Annotated in this window: 17 protein-coding genes; 14 read left to right on the top strand and 3 right to left on the bottom strand. The window is 61.2% G+C overall.

Translation table 11 applies throughout. From position 1 onward, the window contains the following. Window positions 1–30 precede the first annotated feature (30 nt). A complete protein-coding gene (locus tag EET67_RS25845; RefSeq protein WP_170313205.1) occupies window positions 31–1,179 on the top strand; it encodes a pyridoxal phosphate-dependent aminotransferase in 1,149 nt (382 codons plus the stop codon). Between the two features lie 9 nt (window positions 1,180–1,188). Then, the gene (locus EET67_RS25840; protein WP_170313204.1) at window positions 1,189–2,118 is read left to right on the top strand and encodes a glutaminase; all 930 of its coding nucleotides are present in this window, start codon (window positions 1,189–1,191) and stop codon (window positions 2,116–2,118) included. Window positions 2,119–2,978: 860 nt separating this feature from the next. Here the strand turns inward: EET67_RS25840 and EET67_RS02850 are convergent. Beyond that, the gene (locus EET67_RS02850) at window positions 2,979–5,915 is read right to left on the bottom strand and encodes an Rne/Rng family ribonuclease (RefSeq protein ID WP_128624710.1); all 2,937 of its coding nucleotides are present in this window, start codon (window positions 5,913–5,915) and stop codon (window positions 2,979–2,981) included. 653 nt (window positions 5,916–6,568) lie between these two features. On the opposite strand from EET67_RS02850, the gene EET67_RS02845 reads away from it, so the two are divergent. The 6 genes from EET67_RS02845 to EET67_RS02820 all read left to right on the top strand — a co-directional run bounded on the left by EET67_RS02845 (window position 6,569) and on the right by EET67_RS02820 (window position 15,242). Beyond that, a complete protein-coding gene (locus tag EET67_RS02845) occupies window positions 6,569–7,810 on the top strand; it encodes an N-acetylmuramoyl-L-alanine amidase (RefSeq protein WP_128624709.1) in 1,242 nt (413 codons plus the stop codon). Window positions 7,811–8,031: 221 nt separating this feature from the next. Beyond that, complete coding sequence (locus EET67_RS02840; protein WP_128624708.1) at window positions 8,032–10,491, top strand: penicillin-binding protein 1A; 2,460 nt, start codon at window positions 8,032–8,034, stop codon at window positions 10,489–10,491. A 190-nt stretch (window positions 10,492–10,681) separates the two neighbouring features. Next, a protein-coding gene (gene prfB, locus EET67_RS02835) for a peptide chain release factor 2 (RefSeq protein ID WP_128624707.1) occupies window positions 10,682–11,813 on the top strand; the annotation gives its coding sequence in 2 pieces (ribosomal slippage) (window positions 10,682–10,747 and window positions 10,749–11,813; 1,131 coding nt in all). A gap of 84 nt (window positions 11,814–11,897) precedes the next feature. Then, window positions 11,898–12,305: a cupin domain-containing protein gene (locus EET67_RS02830; RefSeq protein WP_128624706.1), complete on the top strand. Its 408-nt coding sequence runs from the start codon at window positions 11,898–11,900 to the stop codon at window positions 12,303–12,305. Window positions 12,306–12,365: 60 nt separating this feature from the next. Beyond that, the gene (locus EET67_RS02825; protein ID WP_245450693.1) at window positions 12,366–12,707 is read left to right on the top strand and encodes a hypothetical protein; all 342 of its coding nucleotides are present in this window, start codon (window positions 12,366–12,368) and stop codon (window positions 12,705–12,707) included. 396 nt (window positions 12,708–13,103) lie between these two features. Next, a complete protein-coding gene (locus EET67_RS02820) occupies window positions 13,104–15,242 on the top strand; it encodes a sodium-translocating pyrophosphatase (protein ID WP_128624705.1) in 2,139 nt (712 codons plus the stop codon). Between the two features lie 68 nt (window positions 15,243–15,310). Here EET67_RS02820 and EET67_RS02815 read toward each other — a convergent pair whose 3' ends face one another. Then, complete coding sequence (locus EET67_RS02815; protein ID WP_128624704.1) at window positions 15,311–15,823, bottom strand: outer membrane protein assembly factor BamE; 513 nt, start codon at window positions 15,821–15,823, stop codon at window positions 15,311–15,313. A 251-nt stretch (window positions 15,824–16,074) separates the two neighbouring features. Between EET67_RS02815 and EET67_RS02810 the strand changes: the two genes are divergently transcribed. From EET67_RS02810 to EET67_RS02785, 6 genes are all read left to right on the top strand, one after another. Then, window positions 16,075–16,614, top strand: a complete 540-nt coding sequence (locus tag EET67_RS02810; protein ID WP_128624703.1) for a ubiquinol-cytochrome C chaperone family protein — start codon at window positions 16,075–16,077, stop codon at window positions 16,612–16,614. 17 nt (window positions 16,615–16,631) lie between these two features. Beyond that, complete coding sequence (locus EET67_RS02805) at window positions 16,632–17,192, top strand: YceD family protein (RefSeq protein WP_128624702.1); 561 nt, start codon at window positions 16,632–16,634, stop codon at window positions 17,190–17,192. Window positions 17,193–17,314: 122 nt separating this feature from the next. After that, the gene (gene plsX / locus EET67_RS02800; protein WP_128624701.1) at window positions 17,315–18,379 is read left to right on the top strand and encodes a phosphate acyltransferase PlsX; all 1,065 of its coding nucleotides are present in this window, start codon (window positions 17,315–17,317) and stop codon (window positions 18,377–18,379) included. 9 nt (window positions 18,380–18,388) lie between these two features. Beyond that, the gene (locus EET67_RS02795) at window positions 18,389–19,360 is read left to right on the top strand and encodes a beta-ketoacyl-ACP synthase III (RefSeq protein ID WP_128624700.1); all 972 of its coding nucleotides are present in this window, start codon (window positions 18,389–18,391) and stop codon (window positions 19,358–19,360) included. A gap of 181 nt (window positions 19,361–19,541) precedes the next feature. Further along, a complete protein-coding gene (locus EET67_RS02790) occupies window positions 19,542–19,865 on the top strand; it encodes an integration host factor subunit alpha (protein ID WP_128624853.1) in 324 nt (107 codons plus the stop codon). Between the two features lie 256 nt (window positions 19,866–20,121). Beyond that, the gene (locus EET67_RS02785; protein WP_128624699.1) at window positions 20,122–20,661 is read left to right on the top strand and encodes a MerR family transcriptional regulator; all 540 of its coding nucleotides are present in this window, start codon (window positions 20,122–20,124) and stop codon (window positions 20,659–20,661) included. 30 nt (window positions 20,662–20,691) lie between these two features. On the opposite strand, the gene EET67_RS02780 is transcribed toward EET67_RS02785, so the two are convergent. Next, a complete protein-coding gene (locus EET67_RS02780; protein WP_128624698.1) occupies window positions 20,692–20,979 on the bottom strand; it encodes a DUF2188 domain-containing protein in 288 nt (95 codons plus the stop codon). Between the last annotated feature and the right edge of the window lie 763 nt (window positions 20,980–21,742).

The raw sequence follows: 21,742 nt of genomic DNA, 5'->3' as shown, positions 1-21,742 counted from the left end.
CTTTCAGATACGCATGGGATTGATGAGGATATGGTCGTTTCGGTTTCCAAACGCGGGGAGGTGGAGCCCTTCCACGCCATGGATATCCTGGCCGAGGCCAATAGGCTGAAGGCGCTCGGCGCGCCGGTGATCTCGCTTGCCGTCGGCCAGCCTTTCGATCCGGCGCCGACGCCGGTGCGCGAAGCGGCTGCCCGCGCCTTGCGTGACGGGCGTATCGGCTACACGGACGCGCTGGGCCGGGCGGACCTGCGCCAGGCGATTGCCGCGCATTACGCCGAGCATTACGGCATTGAAGTCTCGCCGGCGCGCATTGCGGTGACTACTGGCTCTTCCGCCGGCTTCAACCTGGCTTTCCTTGCCATGTTCGATCCGGGCGACCGGGTCGCTGTCGCTGCCCCCGGCTATCCGGCCTATCGCAACATCATGAAGGCGCTTGATCTCGAAGTCGTGGAAATCGAGCTGGAAGGTGCCGCCTATCTGTCTGCCGCTCATCTGGATGCCCCCCATGCCGAGCGTCCCTTGAAGGGCGTCCTTTTCGCCAGCCCGGCCAATCCCACCGGCGCGGTGATCCCTGCGGACGCGCTTGCCGGACTGATTACCAAGGCAAAAAGCCTCGGGATTTCAGTGATTTCCGATGAGATCTATCACCGGCTGGCCTATTCCGCCCCCGATACCACTGCCCTGGGCTTCGGCGACGATGTCACCGTCATCAACTCGTTTTCGAAATATTATTGCATGACCGGCTGGCGGATCGGCTGGATGGTGCTGCCTGAAGCGCTGGTGCGGCCGATCGAGCGCATCCAGCAGAGCCTTTATATTTCCGCGCCGGAATTGTCGCAGGTCGCCGCCGCTAAGGCCTTCGCCGCAACCGCCGAGCTTGAGTTGGTCAAGGCCCGCTATGCATTGAACCGCGAATTGCTGATGCGGCGCCTGCCGGAAATCGGGTTTTCCCTTGCCGCGCCGATGGACGGTGCCTTCTACGCCTTCTGTGACGTGTCGCGGCTGACCAATGACAGCATGGAGTTTGCCCGCCGCATGCTGGCTGAAGCCCATGTCGCGGCCACGCCCGGCCAGGATTTCGATACCACTGCCGGCCACCGTTTCATGCGCTTGTCCTATGCCGGCAGCCATGAGGATATGGTGGAGGCCATGGCGCGAATCGAGCGCTGGTTGAAATAGGAGAGGGGTTTGCCGGACCTGGAGACTGTTCTTGCGGCGCTGGCCGAGGAGATGGCTGCTCGACCGGATCGCGGCGAGGTCGCAAGCTACATACCGCAATTGGGCAAGATTGATCCGCAACGCTTCGGCATTGCGGTAGCGCTGGCGGATGGGCGCATGCTCGTCGCCGGCGATGCCGATGAGCCTTTTTCCATCCAGAGCATCTCCAAGATTTTTACGCTGACCCTTGCGCTCGGCAAGGTTGGCGACGCGCTGTGGCGGCGTGTCGGGCGTGAACCCTCCGGCAATCCGTTCAATTCCATCATTCAACTGGAACATGAGCGCGGCATCCCGCGAAATCCGTTCATCAACTCGGGCGCGATCGTGGTGACGGATGTGCTGCTCGCCGGCCATCAGCCGCGTGAGGCGATTGGCGAGATACTGCGTTTCGTCCAGTTCCTGGCCGAGGATGATACGGTTTTCATCGACAAGGATGTCGCCGCCTCGGAGAAGGCGACAGGCTACCGCAATGTCGCGCTCGCCAACTACATGCGCGCTTTCGACAATCTCAACCATGCTCCGGAACTGGCGCTCGGTGTCTATTTCCACCATTGCGCCATTGCCATGAGTTGCCGGCAACTGGCGCTTTCCGGACGGTTTCTCGCCCATGGTGGCAAAAGTCCATCGACGGGCCATTCCGTTATTTCGCCGGAGCGGGCTCGCCGCATCCTGGCGCTGATGCTCACTTGCGGCCATTATGACGGTTCAGGCGACTTTGCCTTCCGGGTCGGAATTCCCGGCAAGAGCGGGGTTGGCGGCGGCATCCTCGGCATCGTGCCCGGTATCGCTTCGATCGCGGTCTGGTCGCCCGGCCTCAATGAAAACGGCAATTCAAGACTTGGCTCCATCGTCCTGGAAAAGCTTGCAAAAGCGATGGATTGGTCGATCTTCGCGCCGTAGCGGTTTTGCTCCACTTTGCTCGGCCTCTCTCCGTCTCGGCTTCGCCTCGACACCTCTCCCCAGAGGGGTGAAGAACCCAGGTCCTGAAAGGTCCTAGCCACAGTTTTCCGTTGCCACGCCCGCAAAATGCGTCTGGTAGTCCTTGCCCCGCCCTTAAGCTGCCTCGCTGCGCTCGTCGCTGGCGGGGACCCCGGAATGGCCAGACGCAGGCCAAGGGTGCGGTTTTCCGTCGCCACGCCCGCATGATTGCGTCTGACCATTGTCAAAGAACATGGGAAGCGGGGCGCGAGGGCCTTGCCTTCCTAAGGTATGTTATGTGGCGCGACCTTCGCGCCCCGCCGGTGTTCTTGCCTCGAGTTCGGGATGCCGGCTCCTGCCGGCAAAGCCGCTCTCCAAGGCCCGGACCTGAGGGCTCATCACCCAGCAACGCCACCATCGCGTCACCGATCCGGCACCGTCCCCTCCACGCTCATCCGGTTCATGACCCGTGTTCCCGCGAGGGCGATGCGGGGACTATGAGGGCACAGGCGCGAGATGGGGATGAGAAAGTGCGGCGTGGGTGGGCAAAGGCAGGGCTGGCAAGGGATTGCGGGCGAAGGTGGATGGATTCTGTCCACCGCTTCTGCGTGCCGGTCCCCTGACCGAGCCGCGGTTTGCTGACGCAAACCACCTCTCCCCAGAGGGGCGAGGAACCCAAGGCCTGCGAGGGCTGCGACTAACCCAAGGGTAGCGAGGAACCTGGGTTCTGCAGGGAGCGAGGAACCAAGGCTGCGCGAGGTGCCACAGCGCTCCGATCCACTTTCATAAAAAATCCCGCGCGAGCTGCGCGGGATTTTTGGATAGTCGGGGCTGAATCAAGCTCAGAAGAAGCTCTTGCGCTGCCACCAGCCGGCCTTTTTCGGCTTCGGCTCGGCTTCGACTTCCAGCTCTTCGGCCTTTTCGGGCACCGCCGGTTCATCCGCATTATTGTTCTGCGCCTGCACCGTGGCAGGTTCTACAGGAGCGGCAGCAGGCTCGACCGGCGCGGCGGCGACTTCAACCGCCGGCTCCTTGGGCTTGCGACGCGAGGCGCGCGGCTTGGCCGGCTTCTTCTCGGCCGGCGCTTCGGTCGCTTCGCTTTCGGCTTCGACAGGAGCGGCTTCAGCCTCTGCCGCGACTGCCTCCGCCTCGGCCTTCTTGGCCTTGGAGGTCCGGCGCGGGGCGCGCTTGGGCTTTTCCGCCACCGCCGTTTCTTCAACGGACACTGGCTGAGCGGGTTGTTCCGGTGCCGGGGCTGCCTCAGCGGGTTCTTCCGGCGATGGAGCAGGCTCGTCCTGTGAGGGCTCGGCTACGGCGTCGAGCGGCTCGGCCGCACCGTCTGCTTCGGCAGCGATGTCTTGCGCTCCATCCTCAGCTTGGGCGGCGTCGCCATCCTCCTTGCGGTTGCGCTTTCCGCCGCGTTTGCCCCGGCGCCGTTTCTTGCGCTCGGTTTCCTCACCCTCGCTGTCGGCCGCTATGTCGGCTTTTTCTCCCGCGCCGGCTTCCGCAGCCTCGCCATCGCCAGACTCAAGCTCGCTGCTCTCGCCGGCGACCGATTCTGTCGCCGCTTCATCCTGAGCAGATGCTACATGCTCGCGCTCGCGGTCCTTGCCGCCGCGCCGCCGGCGCCGCTTGCGCCGCTTGCGGTCGCGCTGTTCGCCGTCCTCTGCCTTGTCGGCATGCGCGGCCTGTGCTTCTTCGGCTTCCTCGTCCTCGACAATGATGTCTTCCGGCTCTTCCGGCTCGATATAGGCCGGGGCGATCTGCGCCACTGCGGTGACAAGTGGCTTTTCCACCACCGCACCGCGGCTGATCGCATAATGCTGCGACCCGACGGTTTCGTCCGGCTCCATATTGATGGTCAGGCCGAAGCGCTGTTCGAGTTCGATCAGCGTGCTGCGCTTGTGGTTGAGCACGTAGAGCGCGGTCGAGACAGGGGTCCGCACCGTGATGTGGTGGCGCGAATCCTTGAGTAGGAATTCCTCGATGGCGCGCACGACCAGAAGGGCCACGGAAGAATCGGAACGCAGATGCCCGGTGCCGTTGCAATGCGGGCAGGGCTTCATCGTGGATTCGAGCACGCTGGAACGAATGCGCTGGCGCGACATCTCCATCAGCCCGAAATGCGATATCCGGCCGACCTGGATGCGGGCGCGGTCGTTCTTCAGGCAATCCTTGAGCTTCTTTTCCACCGCACGGTTGTTGCGGTTCTCCTCCATGTCGATGAAGTCGATGACGATCAGGCCGGCGAGGTCGCGCAGCCTCAGGTGGCGGGCAACTTCCTCCGCCGCTTCCAGATTGGTGTGGAGTGCGGTTTCCTCGATCGAATGTTCCTTGGTGGAGCGTCCCGAGTTGACGTCGATGGCAACCAGCGCCTCGGTCTGGTTGATGATGATGTAGCCGCCGGATTTCAGCGTCACCTGCGGCTGCAGCATGCGGTCGAGCTGGGCCTCGATGCCGTAGCGCACGAATATCGGTGTCGATTCGCGATAAGGCTGCACCACCTTGGCGTGGCTCGGCATCAGCATCCGCATGAAGTCCTTGGCTTCGCGGTAGCCGTCCTCGCCGGAGACGAGAATCTCGTCGATGTCCTTGTTGTAGAGGTCGCGCACCGATCGTTTGATCAGGCTGCCCTCCTCATAGACCAGGGCAGGCGCGATGGATTCAAGGGTGAGGCTGCGGACCGTTTCCCACAGGCGCATCAGATATTCGTAGTCGCGCTTGATCTCGGCCTTGGTGCGGCTTTCGCCGGCGGTGCGCAGGATGACGCCCATGCCCTGCGGCACTTCGAGCTCCTGTACGACCTCCTTCAGGCGCTTGCGGTCCTGCGCATTGGTTATCTTGCGCGAAATGCCGCCGCCGCGCGCCGTGTTGGGCATCAGCACCGAATAGCGGCCGGCCAGCGACAGATAGGTCGTCAGCGCAGCGCCCTTGTTGCCGCGTTCTTCCTTGACCACCTGCACCAGCAGGATCTGGCGCCGCTTGATGACTTCCTGGATCTTGTAGTGACGGCGTGGCGTCTTGCGCGGCCGGCGCACTTCCTCAAGCGCATCTTCCGCGCCGACGGACTCGATCCCGTGCTCGTCGTGGTGATGAGACGAAATCTCCTCGATATTGCCGCGATCCTCGTCGGATGAGGGGGCGTCGTCATTCGCCTGAGCCGGCTCGATCTCCTCGGAAACGACATCGGCCTGCGCCGCCGCAGCCATCGTGGCCGGGCCGCCGTCTTCCTCAGGCGCTACATCGTCGGTCTCGCCTTCGGCGGCGTCCGAGCCCTCTTCGGCGGGCAAGTCTTCATTGCCCTGCGCATGAACAGCGGCGTCTTCATCGCCATTGCCGTCTTCGCCGCTATCGTCATCGGAAGCGCTTGCCTGGCTGCCGTCCTCGCCGCCCTGGCTGCGATTCCTGCCGCCGCGCCGCCGGCGCCGTCCGCGGTTGCGCTCCTGGCGTTCCTCGCCATTGTCGTCATCGTCGTCGTGGTCTTCCTCGGCCTCTTCGGCTTCGGCGCGCAACAGCGCCTGCCGGTCGGCAACCGGAATCTGGTAGTAGTCGGGATGAATTTCGCTGAAGGCGAGGAAACCGTGCCGGTTTCCGCCATATTCGACAAAGGCAGCCTGGAGTGAAGGTTCGACGCGGGTTACGCGGGCGAGATAGATGTTTCCTTTGAGCTGTTTCTTGTCCTGTGATTCAAAGTCGAATTCTTCGATGCGGTTACCGCGTACGACGACAACCCGTGTCTCCTCCGGGTGGGAGGCGTCTATCAGCATCTTGTTGGGCATTATCTTTTATCCTGCCGTCCGCCGCCATCCATGATCCGCGCAGCGCGGGACGCTGCCTTGGATCAGGTGAAATGGGCGATCCGGACACTTGAAGGCCCGCCATTCGCTGCCGAAGCACCATGGACAAGCCGCCCGCTGCCAGAGTGGCGCGGTCATCTGCGGTTTCCATGATTGCGCTTGAAGCCATCGCGTTAACGTGCGGACCCATTGAACCAAAGCCCGGAAAACCCGGACCAGCTTTTTGCTCTTAAAGAGCCGGCGCGGAATTGTCGTTCCGGCCGTTTTCCTCGCGTCAGAATTTCCACGTCACTGAAAATCCTGGCGAAATCCGTCGCGGCCACCTTAGCACCTTCGCCACGACCGGGAATGAAGCCGTCTTTTCCGTCGCTTGCTGAACCGCTGCGGGCAGGCCGGCGAGGAGGTTGCGGGCATTGCGGTGGCCCAGCATCGCTTTTATGATTTGCCGGGGTTCAACGCAACCCTGATTCAGATGCCGGCGAAAAGCTGTGCGGAAGCGGGGGAGGTGGTCCGAAGCACCTTAAAAAAAGACTTGGTTAACCTTATTCCGATACCGGTCGTTAATCCAAATCCAGGCCTAACCGGCCTTGAGAAGGCGGGCGCGGGTGAGTTGGGATGTGCGTAGGGCGGCGGAAATGAATCTTGCTTATGCAAAGCGGATTGGCGTGTTTCCGGGCCGTGCAGGCGTGTTCCTGTTCGCCTTGCTTTGCGCGATGATCGGATTGTCCCTTCAGGCCAGCGCCGGCGCAATGCTGGAAGCGCATGACTACAAGATGGCGGGCGATGCGACCCGCATGCGCATTGTCCTGAATTTCGACCAGGAGCCGGAGCCAAAATGGTTCCTGCTGCGCGGTCCCCACCGTCTGGTGATCGATCTTCCTGAGACCAAATTCTCGATCGATGCAAAGGATCTCAAGGCGCGCGGTCTGGTCAAAAGCGTACGCTACGGGCAATTGGGCGAGGGCGAGTCGCGGCTGATCCTGACCTCCAAGGGGCCGTTCACGGTCGAAAAGCTCGACGTGCTGGAGAACGAGAATTCACCCGGCTATCGGCTGGTGGCCGATATCGTCGCGGGTTCCGAACGTCAGTTCGAGGAAGCCCTTTCCGTCCAGTCGCAGACCACGGGTTCGACCGAGACGACCCCGAAGGCCGATCGGATCAGCCAGGCCGTCGCGCGCGCCAACAAGCGCTTCACCATTGTCATCGATCCTGGCCATGGCGGCATCGACGGTGGCGCCGAAGGGCTGAACGGCACGGTGGAAAAATCGATCACCCTGGCTTTTGCGCTGGAATTGCGCGCCAAGCTCGGCGAAAGTGGCAATTACGACGTCTATATGACGCGCGAAAAGGATGATTTCCTGAGGCTGGACGAAAGGGTGCGGATCGCGCGCCAGCACGAAGCCGATCTGTTCATCTCCATCCATGCCGACACGATCCGCCTCAAGGGTATTCGCGGTGCCACGGTCTATACGGTTTCTGACAGGGCCTCTGATGCCGAGGCGCAGGCGCTGGCCGACCGCGAGAACCTTTCCGACCAGCTTGCCGGCATCAAGATCGAGGACGAAAACCAGGAAGTCGCCGACATATTGATCGAGTTGATCAAGCGCGAGACGCATGGCTTCTCGATGAATTTCGCCCGTTCCCTGCTTTCCGAATTGTCAGACACGATCGGTCTCATCAACAATCCGCACCGTTATGCAGGCTTCCGGGTGCTAAGGGCGCCGGACGTGCCTTCGGTGTTGCTGGAGCTCGGCTATTTGTCGAATCCGGAGGATGAGGAACAGTTGCGGGATGCGAACTGGCGCGGCAAGGCTGCGCAAAGCATTGCCGATGCGGTCGCTTCCTTTGCCGCCGCAAAAATGGCGACCGGCGGATGATGCCTGCTGCCATGTCGCAGGCCGCTGGTTGCGTCGGGCGTTGCGTGCACACCACAGTTGATCGTCGAAAGGCGAATAATCGTTAAGGTGGGAGCCGGCTGCCGCATTTTATCCACATGAAGACGACATGGCTTGACTATAAGGGGAACGGGTTGGCTTCAGCGCCTTGCGGCCGGCATCTTTTTTGCTGAGGACTTCCCGGACCACGGACTGGAGCGGGCATGATTCGTCTAATCGGATATTTCTTCGGGATCGGCACCATGCTGGCGCTTCTGGTGGCAGCCGGCGCGGCCATCTATGTCAGCCATCTGACCAAGGATCTGCCCGATTACGAAGTGCTGGCGAGCTACGAGCCCCCGGTCACGACCAGGATTCACGCTTCCGATGGCGCGCTGATGGGTGAGTTCGCGCGCGAACGCCGCCTGTTCCTTCCGATCCAGGCCGTGCCCGACCGGGTCAAGGCGGCCTTCCTGTCGGCGGAAGACAAGAATTTCTATAACCATCCCGGCATCGACATCACCGGCCTGTTCCGCGCCGTGGCCACCAATTTTCGCAATATGGGATCAGGCCGCCGCCCGGTCGGCGCGTCGACCATCACCCAGCAGGTGGCCAAGAACTTTCTGCTGACCTCCAGCCAGACCTATGATCGCAAGATCCGCGAGATGATCCTGGCCTTCCGCATCGAGCAGGCCTATTCGAAGGACCGGATCCTCGAACTTTATGTGAACGAGATCTTCTTCGGTCTTGGCGCTTATGGGGTCGCCGGCGCCGCACTTACCTATTTCGACAAGTCGGTCAATGAACTGACGGTGGCTGAGGCTGCCTATCTTGCAGCACTCCCCAAAGGCCCGTCCAACTATCATCCGTTCCGCCATACCGATCGCGCGATCGAGCGGCGCAATTGGGTGATCGACCAGATGGTCGCCAATGGCTATGTCTCGCCCGAGGAAGGCGAGAAGGCCAAGGCAGGCCCGCTGGGCGTCACGCCGCGCCGCAATGGCAATTACCTGTTTGCCGGTGAGTATTTCACCGAGGAGGTGCGCCGCGAGATCATCTCGCGCTATGGCGAAAACGCGCTCTATGAGGGCGGGCTTTCGGTGCGCACCACGCTCGATCCAAAGCTCCAGCTCATCGCCCGCAAGGCCATGCAGCACGGCCTGGTGAAATACGACACTTTGCGCGGCTATCGCGGACCGGTGACCAGCATCGATATCTCCGGTGACTGGGGGCCGGCGCTGAGCGAGGTCAAGGACCTCGACGACGTGCCGGAATGGCCGCTGGCTGTCGTTCTGGAAAGCTCCGATGCCGGCCTCAAGATCGGCCTTAAGCCGAAGCGCCAGGCATCCGGCGCGATCGTGGAGGAGCGCGAGCGCGGAACGGTTGCCAAGGAAGACATGAGCTTTGCCATGCGCCACATGGTCGATGGCAAGCGCGTGAAGGCGAATTCTCCGGCCGATGTGCTGAAGCCGGGCGATGTCGTGTTCGTGGAAAAGAAGGGCGGCAGCGAGTCCGGCTATCTGCTGCGCCAGCCGCCGGCCGTCTCGGGTGGTCTCGTGGCGATGGACCCGCATACCGGCCGCGTTCTGGCAATGGTCGGTGGTTTTTCCTATTCGGGTTCGGAGTTCAATCGGGCGACCCAAGCGCTGCGCCAGCCCGGTTCCGCCTTTAAGCCGTTCGTCTACGCTGCGGCACTGGACAATGGCTATACGCCGGCTTCCGTCATCATGGACGGGCCGATCACCATCCATATCGGCACGACGAGTTGGTCGCCCAAGAATTATGACGGCAAGGCTGCCGGCCCTTCGACGCTGCGGTCCGGCATCGAGCGCTCGCGCAACCTGATGACGGTGCGGCTTGCCAATGACATGGGCATGAAGCTGGTGGCCGAATATGCCGAGCGTTTCGGCGTCTACGACAAGATGCCCCAGCACATTGCCATGTCGCTGGGCTCGGGCGAAACGACGGTCATGCGCATGGTTTCGGCCTATTCGGTGATGGCCAATGGCGGCAGGCAGATCAAGCCGTCGCTGATCGACCGCATCCAGGACCGCTACGGCAAGACGGTGTTCAAGCATGACGAACGCGGCTGCGAAGGCTGTGTGGCGACCGAATGGGAAAACCAGGCGGAACCGGAACTCGTCGACAATTCCGAGCAGGTGCTGGACCCGATGACCGCCTATCAGATCACCTCGATGATGGAGGGCGTCGTCCAGCGCGGCACCGCCACCACGCTGGCGGAGTTGGGACGCCCGCTTGCCGGCAAGACCGGAACGACCAATGACGAAAAGGATGCCTGGTTCATCGGCTATACGCCGAACCTCGTCGTCGGCCTTTACATGGGCTACGACAAGCCGACGCCACTCGGCAAGGGATCGACCGGTGGCGGGCTTGCAGCGCCGATCTTCAAGGAATTTATGACGGAGGCCCTGAAAGATCGGCCCATCGTGGATTTCCAGGTGCCTGAAGGCATGAAGCTCATCGCCATCAACCGCAAGACGGGCATGCGCGCCGAGGCCGGCGAGCCGGGCGCCTTCGTCGAGGCTTTCAAGCCGGGCACCGGCCCCGCCGACAGCTATTGGGTCATCGGTATGGGCGAGGACGGAACCAGCGGCTATGGCGCGGAACTCTCGCCACAGGCAAACAAGGCGATTATCGAGGGCGGCGGCGGCGGCCTCTACTGATCACTTGTTCCCTTTACAGCGGGCGGTCGCCTCCCTATGGTCCGGCGCCGGCTCAAACCAGAGCATTTTGCAGCCAGGTGGTGTCATCTGGCACCGCACAAATGCGGTAAAATAAGCGGATAGAGCGGCAGCCCGGGTTTTTCCGGGCGTCCGCGGCTCCAGGCTCAGAAAATAGGAAAAAGAACCTGCCATGCGCGCAGAAACCGAAAGACTTGTCGACGAAATCAAGCAGGCCATAAGCCTGCTGAGGAGGCATCTTTGACTGGGATCAGGCACTAAAACGGCTTGATTACCTGAATATGCGTTCCGAGGACGCCAGCCTCTGGAATGATCCGCAGGAAGCACAGAAGCTGATGCGCGAGCGCCAAAGCCTTGATGACGGCATCAACGCGATCAAGGGGCTTTCGCAGGCACTGGAAGACAATATCGGCCTGATCGAACTTGGCGAGGAAGAGGGCGACAACGATATCGTCGCCGAGGCCGAGGCCGCGATCCGTTCGCTCTCCGGTGAGGTCAAGGCACGCCAGATCGAGACCATGCTGTCGGGCGAGGCCGATGCCAACGACACCTATATCGAGGTTCATGCAGGCGCGGGCGGCACGGAAAGCCAGGATTGGGCGTCCATGCTGCTGCGCATGTATACGCGCTGGGCCGAACGCCGCCGCTTCAAGGTCGAAGTGCTGGAAGTGCATGACGGCGAAGAGGCCGGTATCAAATCCGCGACGCTGTCGATCAAGGGCCATAATGCCTATGGCTGGCTGAAGACGGAATCGGGTGTTCACAGACTGGTGCGCATCTCGCCCTATGACAGCAATGCGCGCCGGCACACATCCTTTGCCAGTGTCTGGGTCTATCCGGTGATCGACGACTCGATCCAGATCGATATTGCCGAATCGGATGTGCGCATCGACACATATCGGTCGTCAGGCGCCGGCGGGCAGCACGTCAACACCACCGATTCGGCCGTGCGCATCACGCACATTCCCACCGGCATTGCAGTTGCCTGCCAGGCCGAGCGTTCTCAGCACAAAAACCGCGCGAAAGCCTGGGAAATGCTTCGCTCACGCCTCTATGAGGAAGAGCTGAAACGACGCGAGGCGGAAGCCAATGCCACCGAAGCGGCCAAGACCGATATCGGCTGGGGCCATCAGATACGCTCCTATGTGCTGCAGCCCTATCAACTGGTGAAGGACCTGCGCACAGGCGTGGAAAACACCAGCCCCGACGACGTGCTCGATGGCGATCTCGACGAGTTCATGGAAGCTTCGCTGTCGCAGCGCATCCAGGGCGGCGGGTCGGAGGCCATAGCCGATATCGACTGACCGGGCAGGGCAGGGAGGATGCCTGGCAACGGCGTAAACCAAAATCGTTCTGATGCGTTGTTTCGGTCGAACAGGGAGACCGACATGACAATCACCACGGAACGCAAAGCGGTCATCCTCGGCCTTCGGCAAGGCCGGGGATATGACTGTGGCACGATGAGTGCCGTCTTCAAGGTGGACCGGCCGGAAGCAGGCGACCGCTACTCCGTATCGGAATGGTGGCTGGAACCGCTCTCCAAAGGTCCCGGCGCACATTCTCACGCCGAAAATGACGAGTTGTTTTTTGTTATTGAAGGCCAACCCAGTATACTGGTCGGAGATACTTGGTATGATTCGCCGGTTGGCTCGTTCGTCATGGTTCCGGCGAGAGTGATACATGACTTTGAAAACCGGACGGAAGCGCGCGCCGGACTGCTGAATGTCTTTGTCCCAGGCGGTTTTGAAGACAGCATGCCAGCGATCGTGGAGTGGTTCCGGAACAATCAGAGTTAAGGTTGCGTTAGTCGAACGGGCGCATTTTTTTCTTCGGGGGCTAACCTTGGAGAACGCTTTATGTTCTGCTTGCGAAAACGCCTTTACAGCGCCGCTTTCGCTGCGCTGGCATCATCCTTCATCTTTGTTGTTTTCCAGGGGCATCCGGCCTTCGCGCATGACGCCAAATCAGGCTGGAGTTACCCCTTTGCCTGCTGCTCCGGGTTCGATTGCCGCGAGGTGCCGGCCAAGGCCATCATCGAGCGGCCGGAAGGCTATGTCATTGCCGGAACCGGGGAAGTGCTGGCCTATCGGGACAGCCGCGTGAGAAACTCGCCGGACGGGGCCTTCCATTGGTGTTCGGTCGCCGGTGCCAATGACGGCAGGACGGTATGTCTTTTCGTGCCGCCGCGCTCCTATTAGCCGGGGACGCGCCGCAAGATCACCTTCGAGCATCGGATTTTCGAAAACCGGATTCCACTTTTCGGTCCGATGCTCGAAAGCCGTTCGAAGCTTCCGGGCAGATCGACTCAACCTAACGCCTCCGAGGCTCGATTGGCCGACAACTACGCATCGTGGGCAGATAATTTCGGGCTCTGGACGGGTCGTCATCTGCGCGATACTGCCCGAAAAGCCCCGCGAATCATGCGTCGGGGCGGCAATGTGGCGAAAGCCTGGAAAAATCGGAACAATATCTTGACGTTCCCTGACCTGTTTCGCACAACATATGACCGACCGGACCGCGTTTAACGGCCTGGTCATCGTCATAACGGCTCGCGGAGGGGTTCTGACGGGCCAACAATCAGGGAAGATCGGCATATGACCATGCTTTACGTCGTCATTGCCTGCGGCCTGCTTTCTGTCCTCTACGCCATTTGGGCGACGCAGTCGGTTCTTGCTTCCGACCAGGGCAATGCACGCATGCAGGAAATTTCCGCTGCCATCCGGGAGGGTGCGCAGGCTTATCTTGCACGTCAATACACCACCATCGCCATCGTCGGCGTGGTTGTCCTCCTTCTTGCATGGTGGCTGTTGTCGGCAACGGCCGCGATCGGCTTCCTGATTGGCGCCGTGCTTTCGGGCGCCGCCGGCTTCATCGGCATGCATGTTTCCGTCCGCGCCAATGTGCGCACCGCGCAGGCCGCCTCCAACAGCCTGGCGGCGGGCCTCGACATTGCCTTCAAGTCGGGCGCCATCACCGGCATGCTGGTGGCGGGTCTCGCCCTGCTCGGCGTGTCTGTCTATTACTGGGTTCTCGTCGGGGCGATGGGGCTGGCGCCGGATGACCGCACGGTCATCGATTCTCTGGTCGCGCTCGGCTTCGGCGCGTCGCTGATCTCGATCTTTGCGCGTCTTGGCGGCGGCATCTTCACCAAGGGCGCGGATGTCGGCGGCGATCTCGTCGGCAAGGTCGAAGCGGGCATCCCCGAGGACGACCCGCGCAACCCGGCCACCATCGCCGACAATGTCGGTGACAATGTCGGCGACTGCGCCGGCATGGCTGCCGACCTGTTCGAAACCTATGCCGTGACCGTCGTGGCCACCATGGTGCTGGCGGCGATCTTCTTCGGCGGCTCGGCCATCCTCGGCACGGTGATGCTCTACCCGCTGGTGATTTGCGGCGCCTGCATCGTCACCTCGATCGTCGGCACGTTCTTCGTCAAGCTTGGCACCAACGGCTCGATCATGGGCGCTCTCTACAAGGGCCTGATCGTGACCGGCCTGCTGTCGATCATCGGCCTCGGTGCCGCGACCTCGCTGACCATCGGCTGGGGCGACATTTCCACCAATTCCGGCGACGTCTTCAGCGGCACCGATCTGTTCGTCTGCGGCCTGATGGGGCTGCTGGTAACCGGCCTGATCGTCGTGATCACCGAATATTATACCGGCACCAACAAGCGCCCGGTCAATTCGATTGCGCAGGCTTCAGTCACCGGCCACGGCACCAACGTCATCCAGGGCCTTGCGGTTTCGCTGGAATCCACCGCTCTGCCGGCAATCGTCATCGTCGGCGGCATCATTGCCACCTACCAGCTTGGCGGACTGTTCGGCACTGCGATCGCGGTGACCACCATGCTCGGCCTTGCCGGCATGATCGTTGCGCTCGACGCCTTCGGTCCGGTGACCGACAATGCCGGTGGTATTGCCGAAATGTCGGGCCTGCCGAGCGAAGTGCGTCATTCAACCGATGCGCTTGACGCCGTCGGCAACACGACCAAGGCCGTCACCAAGGGCTACGCGATCGGCTCGGCAGGCCTCGGCGCGCTGGTGCTGTTTGCCGCCTATTCCAACGATCTGCAGTTCTTCGCGGCCAATGGCGACAAATACACCTACTTCCAAGGCATGGGTGAGGTCTCCTTCGACCTGTCCAATCCCTATGTTGTCGCCGGCCTGATCTTTGGCGGCCTGATCCCGTATCTGTTCGGCGGCATCGCCATGACCGCGGTCGGTCGGGCGGCGGGCTCCATCGTGGAGGAAGTACGCAGGCAATTCCGCGAAGATCCGGGCATCATGAAGGGCACGTCCAAGCCGAACTATGCCCGCGCGGTCGACCTTCTGACCAAGGCGGCGATCAAGGAAATGATCGTTCCCTCGCTGCTGCCGGTGCTGGCGCCGCTCGTCGTCTATTTCGGCGTGCTGCTCATTTCCGGTTCGAAGGCATCCGCCTTCGCCGCACTTGGCGCGTCATTGCTCGGCGTCATCGTCAACGGCCTGTTCGTCGCCATTTCCATGACGTCAGGCGGCGGTGCCTGGGACAATGCCAAGAAGTCCTTCGAGGACGGCTTTACCGACAAGGACGGCGTCAAGCATCTCAAGGGTTCCGAAGCGCACAAGGCTTCGGTGACCGGCGATACGGTCGGCGATCCCTACAAGGATACCGCGGGTCCGGCAGTCAACCCGGCAATCAAGATCACCAATATCGTGGCATTGCTGCTCCTGGCCATCCTGGCGCACTGACGAACGAGACGCACAAGAAAAAACCCGCGGGATCGCTCCCGCGGGTTTTTTTGTTGCCGGTAGAAAAATTATTGGCTTGGCAGGCCCGGCAGTGATGTCGGTGCGTTGCCGGCGCCGGCCAGAAGCTGGCCGATGAAATTCTGGTCCTTGCCGCCGGTGGGCGTGGTGCGGCCGATGAAATCGAACACCTTGCCATCCTGCATGCCGTAATTGGCGATCTGCGTCACGCGGCCATCATCGCCGAAATAGACCGCAAGGACCTTCTGGTCGACCAGCCGTGGATTGAGGAAGGCGACCGACCGCCTGCGGGTCTGCGAAATGTAGTAGAACACTTCATTGTCGAAAGTCGCGGTGGTCGACGGCGTGCCGAGCGCGAGCAGGACCTGTTCGCGGCTGGAGCCGACAGGAACCAGATCGATCTGCTGCTGATCGATGACATAGCCTTGCGTCAAGGTTTCGCCCGGCGTCAGATCGCCGAAGGTCTTCGACGTGTTGCAGCCTGAAAGCGCAAGCGCGGCAAGCACCGAGGCCGCGCCGACGGCCATTGGCGAAAAAACGGTCTTGAATTTCAGCGAGTCCAACAACAACTCCTTCAAATCGATCCTGGCAATCGGTGTTGCCGCCTCCACCTTGCACGGAGCCGCAAAAGCGGTAAACCAGCTTGAGCGGCGATGCAACAAGGCCACGCTGTGAAACGGTTCCCTTAGACCATGATGCCGAAAAGTGTAAAACGGTTTTCGGACGACATCATGGTCCAACTTGTTGATTGCCGCATGTATGCGACGCCAAGTGATTCCACTCGGCTGCAACATGCTTCAGGAGACCGCCCGTCATGTTTCAACGCCTGTTTGGTGGCCGTGACCGCAACCGGACGATAACGGATGCCCTCTATACCGAAATCGTGGCGGCGGCGCGGCGACCGGAATTTTATTCCGATTGGGAGGTGCCCGACACACCGCTGGGCCGCTTCGAGATGCTTTCGCTGCACATGTTCCTGTTCCAGCATCGGGTGCGCGGCGAGGGCGGCGCGATGCGCGAGATCGCCCAAGTGTTGACCGACGACTTCTTCGCCGATGTCGAACATTCGCTGCGCGAACTGGGAATAGGGGACATGGGCGTGCCCAAGCGCATGAAGAAACTGGCACGTATGTTCTATGGCCGCACCACCGCCTATGCGGACGCGCTGGAACGCGGCGACGCCGATGCGCTAGCCGCCGCCCTGGCGCGCAATATCAAGCCGGATGCTGCCGAATGGCCGCAGTCGGCAAGGCTGGCCAGCTATGTGATCGCCGCGGACAAGGCGCTTGCCGGACAGGATCTGGACGGCATTGCCGCCGGTACGATTCGGTTTCCGGCGGTGCTGGCCAATTGAGCGAAGCGAGTAGGGCCATGAAACATCATCATGAAGCGACGAGTCCGGTTTCCTTCAAGGCCAATGTTTCCCGCTTGCCGGCAAAGGGCCTGCCCGTGGTCATCGAGGCCGACGAAAGGCAGCGCGAAGCGCTGGCCGCCGAGCATGGTCTGGAAAAGGTGGAGAGCTACCGCGCCGAGCTGATGGTGACACCCTGGAAGCGCAATGGGGTGAAGGTAGCCGGCCGGGTTATCGCCGATATCGTCCAGGCCTGCGTCGTCACTCTGGAACCCATCCAAACCCATATGGACGAGGAGGTTTCGGCGCTGTTCTGGCCGGAAGATTCCAAACTTGGGCGGTTGGGCTTCAGTTCGGCCGGCGAGATGGTGCTGGATGCGGAGGGGCCGGACAGTCCGGAAACTTTCTTCGGCGACACGATCGATGTCGGCGCGCTGGCCGAAGAGTTTTTCGGCCTTGCTATCGATCCCTATCCACGCAAGGGCAACGTATCTGTGTCGTCATTGGAGGACGATCCCGCAGACGCGCCCGTGGATGGCGAATTGCAGCGCAAGCTTCGCGATCTGCTGCGAAAATCCTGAAAACTCCCCGCACATCCGCGAAATGGCGGTTGTGCGGCGACGTAAAACCGCTATTTTCGCCAAGCCTAAACTGAGGGTTCGGCCGCGGCCCCGCCATTCGAACAATGTGAGATTTATACCGAGTGATCAGGATTTCCATCGATGCCATGGGCGGCGACATCGGGCCGGCGGTGGTTATTCCAGCACTTCAGAGCGTTGCGCTGCGCCGCAATGATGTGCGCTTCCTGGTCTATGGCCGTGAGGACGCGGTTCGGCCCGAACTGAATAAATATCCCAAGCTCGCCCCGATCGTTGAATTCGTCCATTGCGAAGTCGCCGTGCGGATGGATGACAAGCCGAGCCAGGCGCTGCGCCACGGTCGCTGGAAATCCTCGATGTGGAAGGCGATCGAGGCGGTCAAGAACGGCGAGGCCGACGCCTGCATCTCGGCCGGCAACACCGGCGCGCTGATGGCGATGTCGAAATTCTGCCTACGCACGATGGCGACCATCGACCGCCCGGCAATTGCCGCCATCTGGCCGACATTGCGCGGCGAGAGCGTCGTGCTGGATGTCGGCGCCACTATCGGTGCCGATGCACACCAGCTGATCGATTTTGCGATCCTGGGCGCGGGCATGGCTCGCGCGCTGTTCGGCATGGAACGGCCCACAGTCGGGCTGCTCAATGTCGGCGTGGAAGAGATCAAGGGCCAGGAAGATGTGAAGGAGGCCGGCCTTCTGCTGCGTGAACCGGGCAAGATGGCCATGGACTATCACGGCTTTGTCGAGGGCGACGATATCGGCAAGGGCACAGTCGATGTGGTCGTAACCGAGGGCTTTGCCGGCAATATCGCTTTGAAGACGGCGGAAGGCACGGTGCGCCAGATCAGTTCCTATCTGCGGGCGGCGATGAGCCGTACGCTGATGGCGAAGATCGGCTACTTCTTTGCCAGGGGCGCCTTCAAGACCTTGCGCGAGAAGCTGGATGTGCGCCGCGCCAATGGCGGCGTCTTCCTTGGGCTCAACGGCATTGTGGTGAAAAGTCACGGCGGTGCCGATGACGAGGGATTCGCGGCGGCAATCGAGTTGGGCTATGACATGGTCAGAAACCGGCTACTCGATAGGATCGAAGCGGATCTCGACCTGTTCCATGCGCGGCATCCTCGAACAGGTAGCAGATCGGCCGAGCTCGCCGGCGACAACGAATAAGGACTCCTGATGATCAGATCGATTATGCGTGGCATTGGGTCCGCGCTGCCGCCTCGCATCATGAAGAATACCGATTTCGAAGGCATGGTCGAGACGTCGGACGCATGGATCGTGCAGCGCACCGGCATACGCCAGCGCCATATTGCCGCCGACGACGAAACCACCGCCTCGCTCGGTGAGGCAGCGGCGCGTGCGGCCCTGGCCAATGCCGGGATGACGCCAGCCGACATCGACCTGATCGTGCTGGCAACCTCGACGCCAAACAATACTTTCCCGGCGACCGCCGTCGATATCCAGAACCGGCTGGGCATGCATCACGGCTTTGCCTTTGACATGCAGGCGGTGTGCAGCGGGTTCGTCTATGCGGTGACGACCGCCGACGCCTATATTCGTGGCGGCCTCGCCAGAAGGGTTCTGGTGATCGGTTCGGAGACATTCTCGCGCATTCTGGACTGGAACGACCGCTCGACCTGCGTGCTTTTCGGCGACGGGGCGGGTGCGCTCATCCTCGAAGCCGCCGAAGGCGCCGGCACTATTGCCGACCGTGGCGTGCTGGCAGCCAGCCTGCGTTCGGACGGAGTTCACAAGGAAAAGCTCTTTGTCGATGGCGGGCCTTCGACGACAGGCACCGTCGGACAATTGCGGATGGAAGGCCGTGAGGTCTTCAAGCATGCTGTCGGCATGATTACCGACGTCATCGAGGCGACATTCGCCCAGGCTGACATCGGTGCCGACGATCTCGACTGGTTCGTGCCGCACCAGGCCAACAAGCGCATCATCGACGCTTCAGCGAAAAAACTCGGAATAGCGGAAGAGAAGGTCGTCGTGACCGTTGATCTGCACGGTAACACCTCCGCAGCCTCCGTGCCGCTCGCCCTGTCGGTGGCGGTGGCAGATGGCCGTATCAAAAAGGGCGATCTGGTTCTGCTGGAGGCGATGGGCGGCGGCTTCACCTGGGGGGCGGTGCTTCTACGCTGGTAGTAGCGCGATCGGCCGAACGCCTAGGTTGCGTCGACGGATTTTCCTCCACCGCAGTGCAGCATCAAATTGATTCCCGCCAAACAGAAAATCCAAGTGATTCAGGTCCTTGACCTTGCCGGACCAATTTTCTAACGTCTGGACGCCTATAATGAATTTTGTTCCGGGGATGGTTGACGCTCGCATGGGGGGAAAGACACTTACGCGCGCCGATCTCGCCGAAGCAGTCTATCGGAAGGTAGGCTTGTCTCGCACCGAATCCGCTGAACTCGTCGAAGCCGTTCTTGATGAAATCTGCGAAGCCATCGTTCGCGGCGAGACAGTCAAGCTGTCATCCTTCGCGACGTTCCATGTCCGCGACAAGAACGAGCGCATCGGTCGCAATCCCAAGACCGGCGAGGAAGTACCGATCCTGCCGCGCCGCGTCATGACCTTCAAGGCCTCGAACGTGCTGAAGAGCCGGATTTTGCGCGCCCACCAGAACAGCAAGGCCTCGACGGACAAATAGCCGTTCGGGCACAACCCATAAAAATGCGGTTGAAGACTGGCGCTTGCATTTGTGCCGGGCTTGAATGTTGATTCACAAAGCGCTGAAATAACGAACGAATCGGATTTTGACCGAATTTGAGGTAAACTCCGATCTGTAGGGATTTCGCTCCGGATCACGCGCCTGAATGCGTGACGATCCAGGTCTTCATGATCGGGCGAGGGGGAGCACGTCACGTTGCGTTGCAACGAATGAACTCTTGAGTGAGAGTTGCGCCATGGAAAAGAGCCCCGACGCGTTCCGTACCATCAGTGAGGTGGCTGAGGATCTCGATCTGCCGCAGCATGTGCTGAGATTCTGGGAAACACGCTTCACCCAGATAAAGCCCATGAAACGCGGCGGCGGCAGGCGTTACTATCGGCCCCAGGATGTCGAACTCATCAAGGGCATCCGCCATATGCTCTACGACCAGGGCTATACGATAAAGGGCGTGCAGAAACTGCTGCGCGAGAATGGCAACCAGTTCCTGATAGCTATCGGCAATGGCGATCTGGCGGCTGTCGAGGCCATTGCGCAGCGCAAGCAGGCCGATACAGCCCCCCTTACCGCCGGCGCACAGCCGCGGATGGACGAGGAGATGCTGGTGGGCGAGCCCAAGGCCAAGCCCAATCGGCGGTTCTTCGGGCTGGGCAAGTCGGAGGAAGAAGGCCCGGTCCAGGCCGATAGCGGCAAGCTCTCACGCGACAATCGCGCGCTGTTGCAAGAGGCGCTGTTCGATCTGCTGGAATGCAAGCGCCTGCTCGACCAGGTGCGCTGACCGGCTGCCTGAAAGCTTCAAATCGTCGCGTTATGGCGCTTTTTGGTGCATGGATTCCTGATCGCCGGTTTCTTCCACTTCGTCTGAAACCTCGGTCTCCGGGCGGTCTCCGCCTTCCGCTACCTCCTCGTGCCAGATACCGGTTGCGTCCTGATAGGAGATGCCTTCGGTCGTGCCGGCCAGTTGCTGTTCGGCAGCGGCTGCCTTTGCGGCGTTAAGCGCGTCCTCATGGCGGCGGAACGTTTCTGAAAACACGTCGTTCAGCTTGTAGGCCCAGCCTCCGTCGTGCTCGACTATTTCATAGACTATCCTGGCCATGCTCGCATCTCCTGGTCCACACCTATGAACGGGACGGTCTCCAGGTTGTTCCGTGACATTTTTGAAAGTTTTTGCCGGTGGCCAATTCAACCCGAAAAAAGCGATCCTTGCGGGCTGATCCATCGCCTCCTGTTCTCACGAAAGACTAACCTGGATTGTCGACGGTTCAACGGCAGGTGGTAGAATTTGACGAAACACACGGAGGATGGGCCGATGCGATGGCTTGCGGTCTGCGTGATGCTGGCGGCCAATGCCGTCGTTTCCGGTTGCCAGTCCGGAATTTCCACCCAGTCCTATCAGCGCCCTTGCACATCCAGAGCGGCTGATGCCGGAATGTGTGGCTCGGCCAGTTCCATCCCCACCATCGGACCTTATGGGTTCAACTAGAGCATTTTGCAGCCAGACGGATTCGTCTGGCGTTGCACAAATGCGGCAAAAGAAACCGGGTCGGAGCAGCGGAGGGCGCGTTCGTCAGAATGCCCGCTGCTCTAGAGCCTTTCATGGTCATACGGAAGCGTTCTGCCGGAGGGAATTCGGGAACAAGGTCGAGGGCTTCGGCACCGGGCGTACCGGGGTACGGCCAAGTCCGAAGCCCGAAGGATTTGGCCCGAATTCACCCGGCCCGCAGGGTTTGCCGCTGGCGGGCGCCCGCGGCGTCGGCCGGACTTGGCCGATGGTCCACATCGGCCGGCGCCGCCCTCCTGGCGGATCGCCTCGCCATCGGACAAACAGAACTGCTTTCGTATAACCATGAAAGGCTCTA

This window comes from Borborobacter arsenicus (assembly GCF_003934165.1).
GTDB classification, from domain to species: Bacteria; Pseudomonadota; Alphaproteobacteria; order Rhizobiales; family Rhizobiaceae; genus Pseudaminobacter; species Pseudaminobacter arsenicus.
This window is presented reverse-complemented; position numbering and strand designations above follow the sequence as displayed.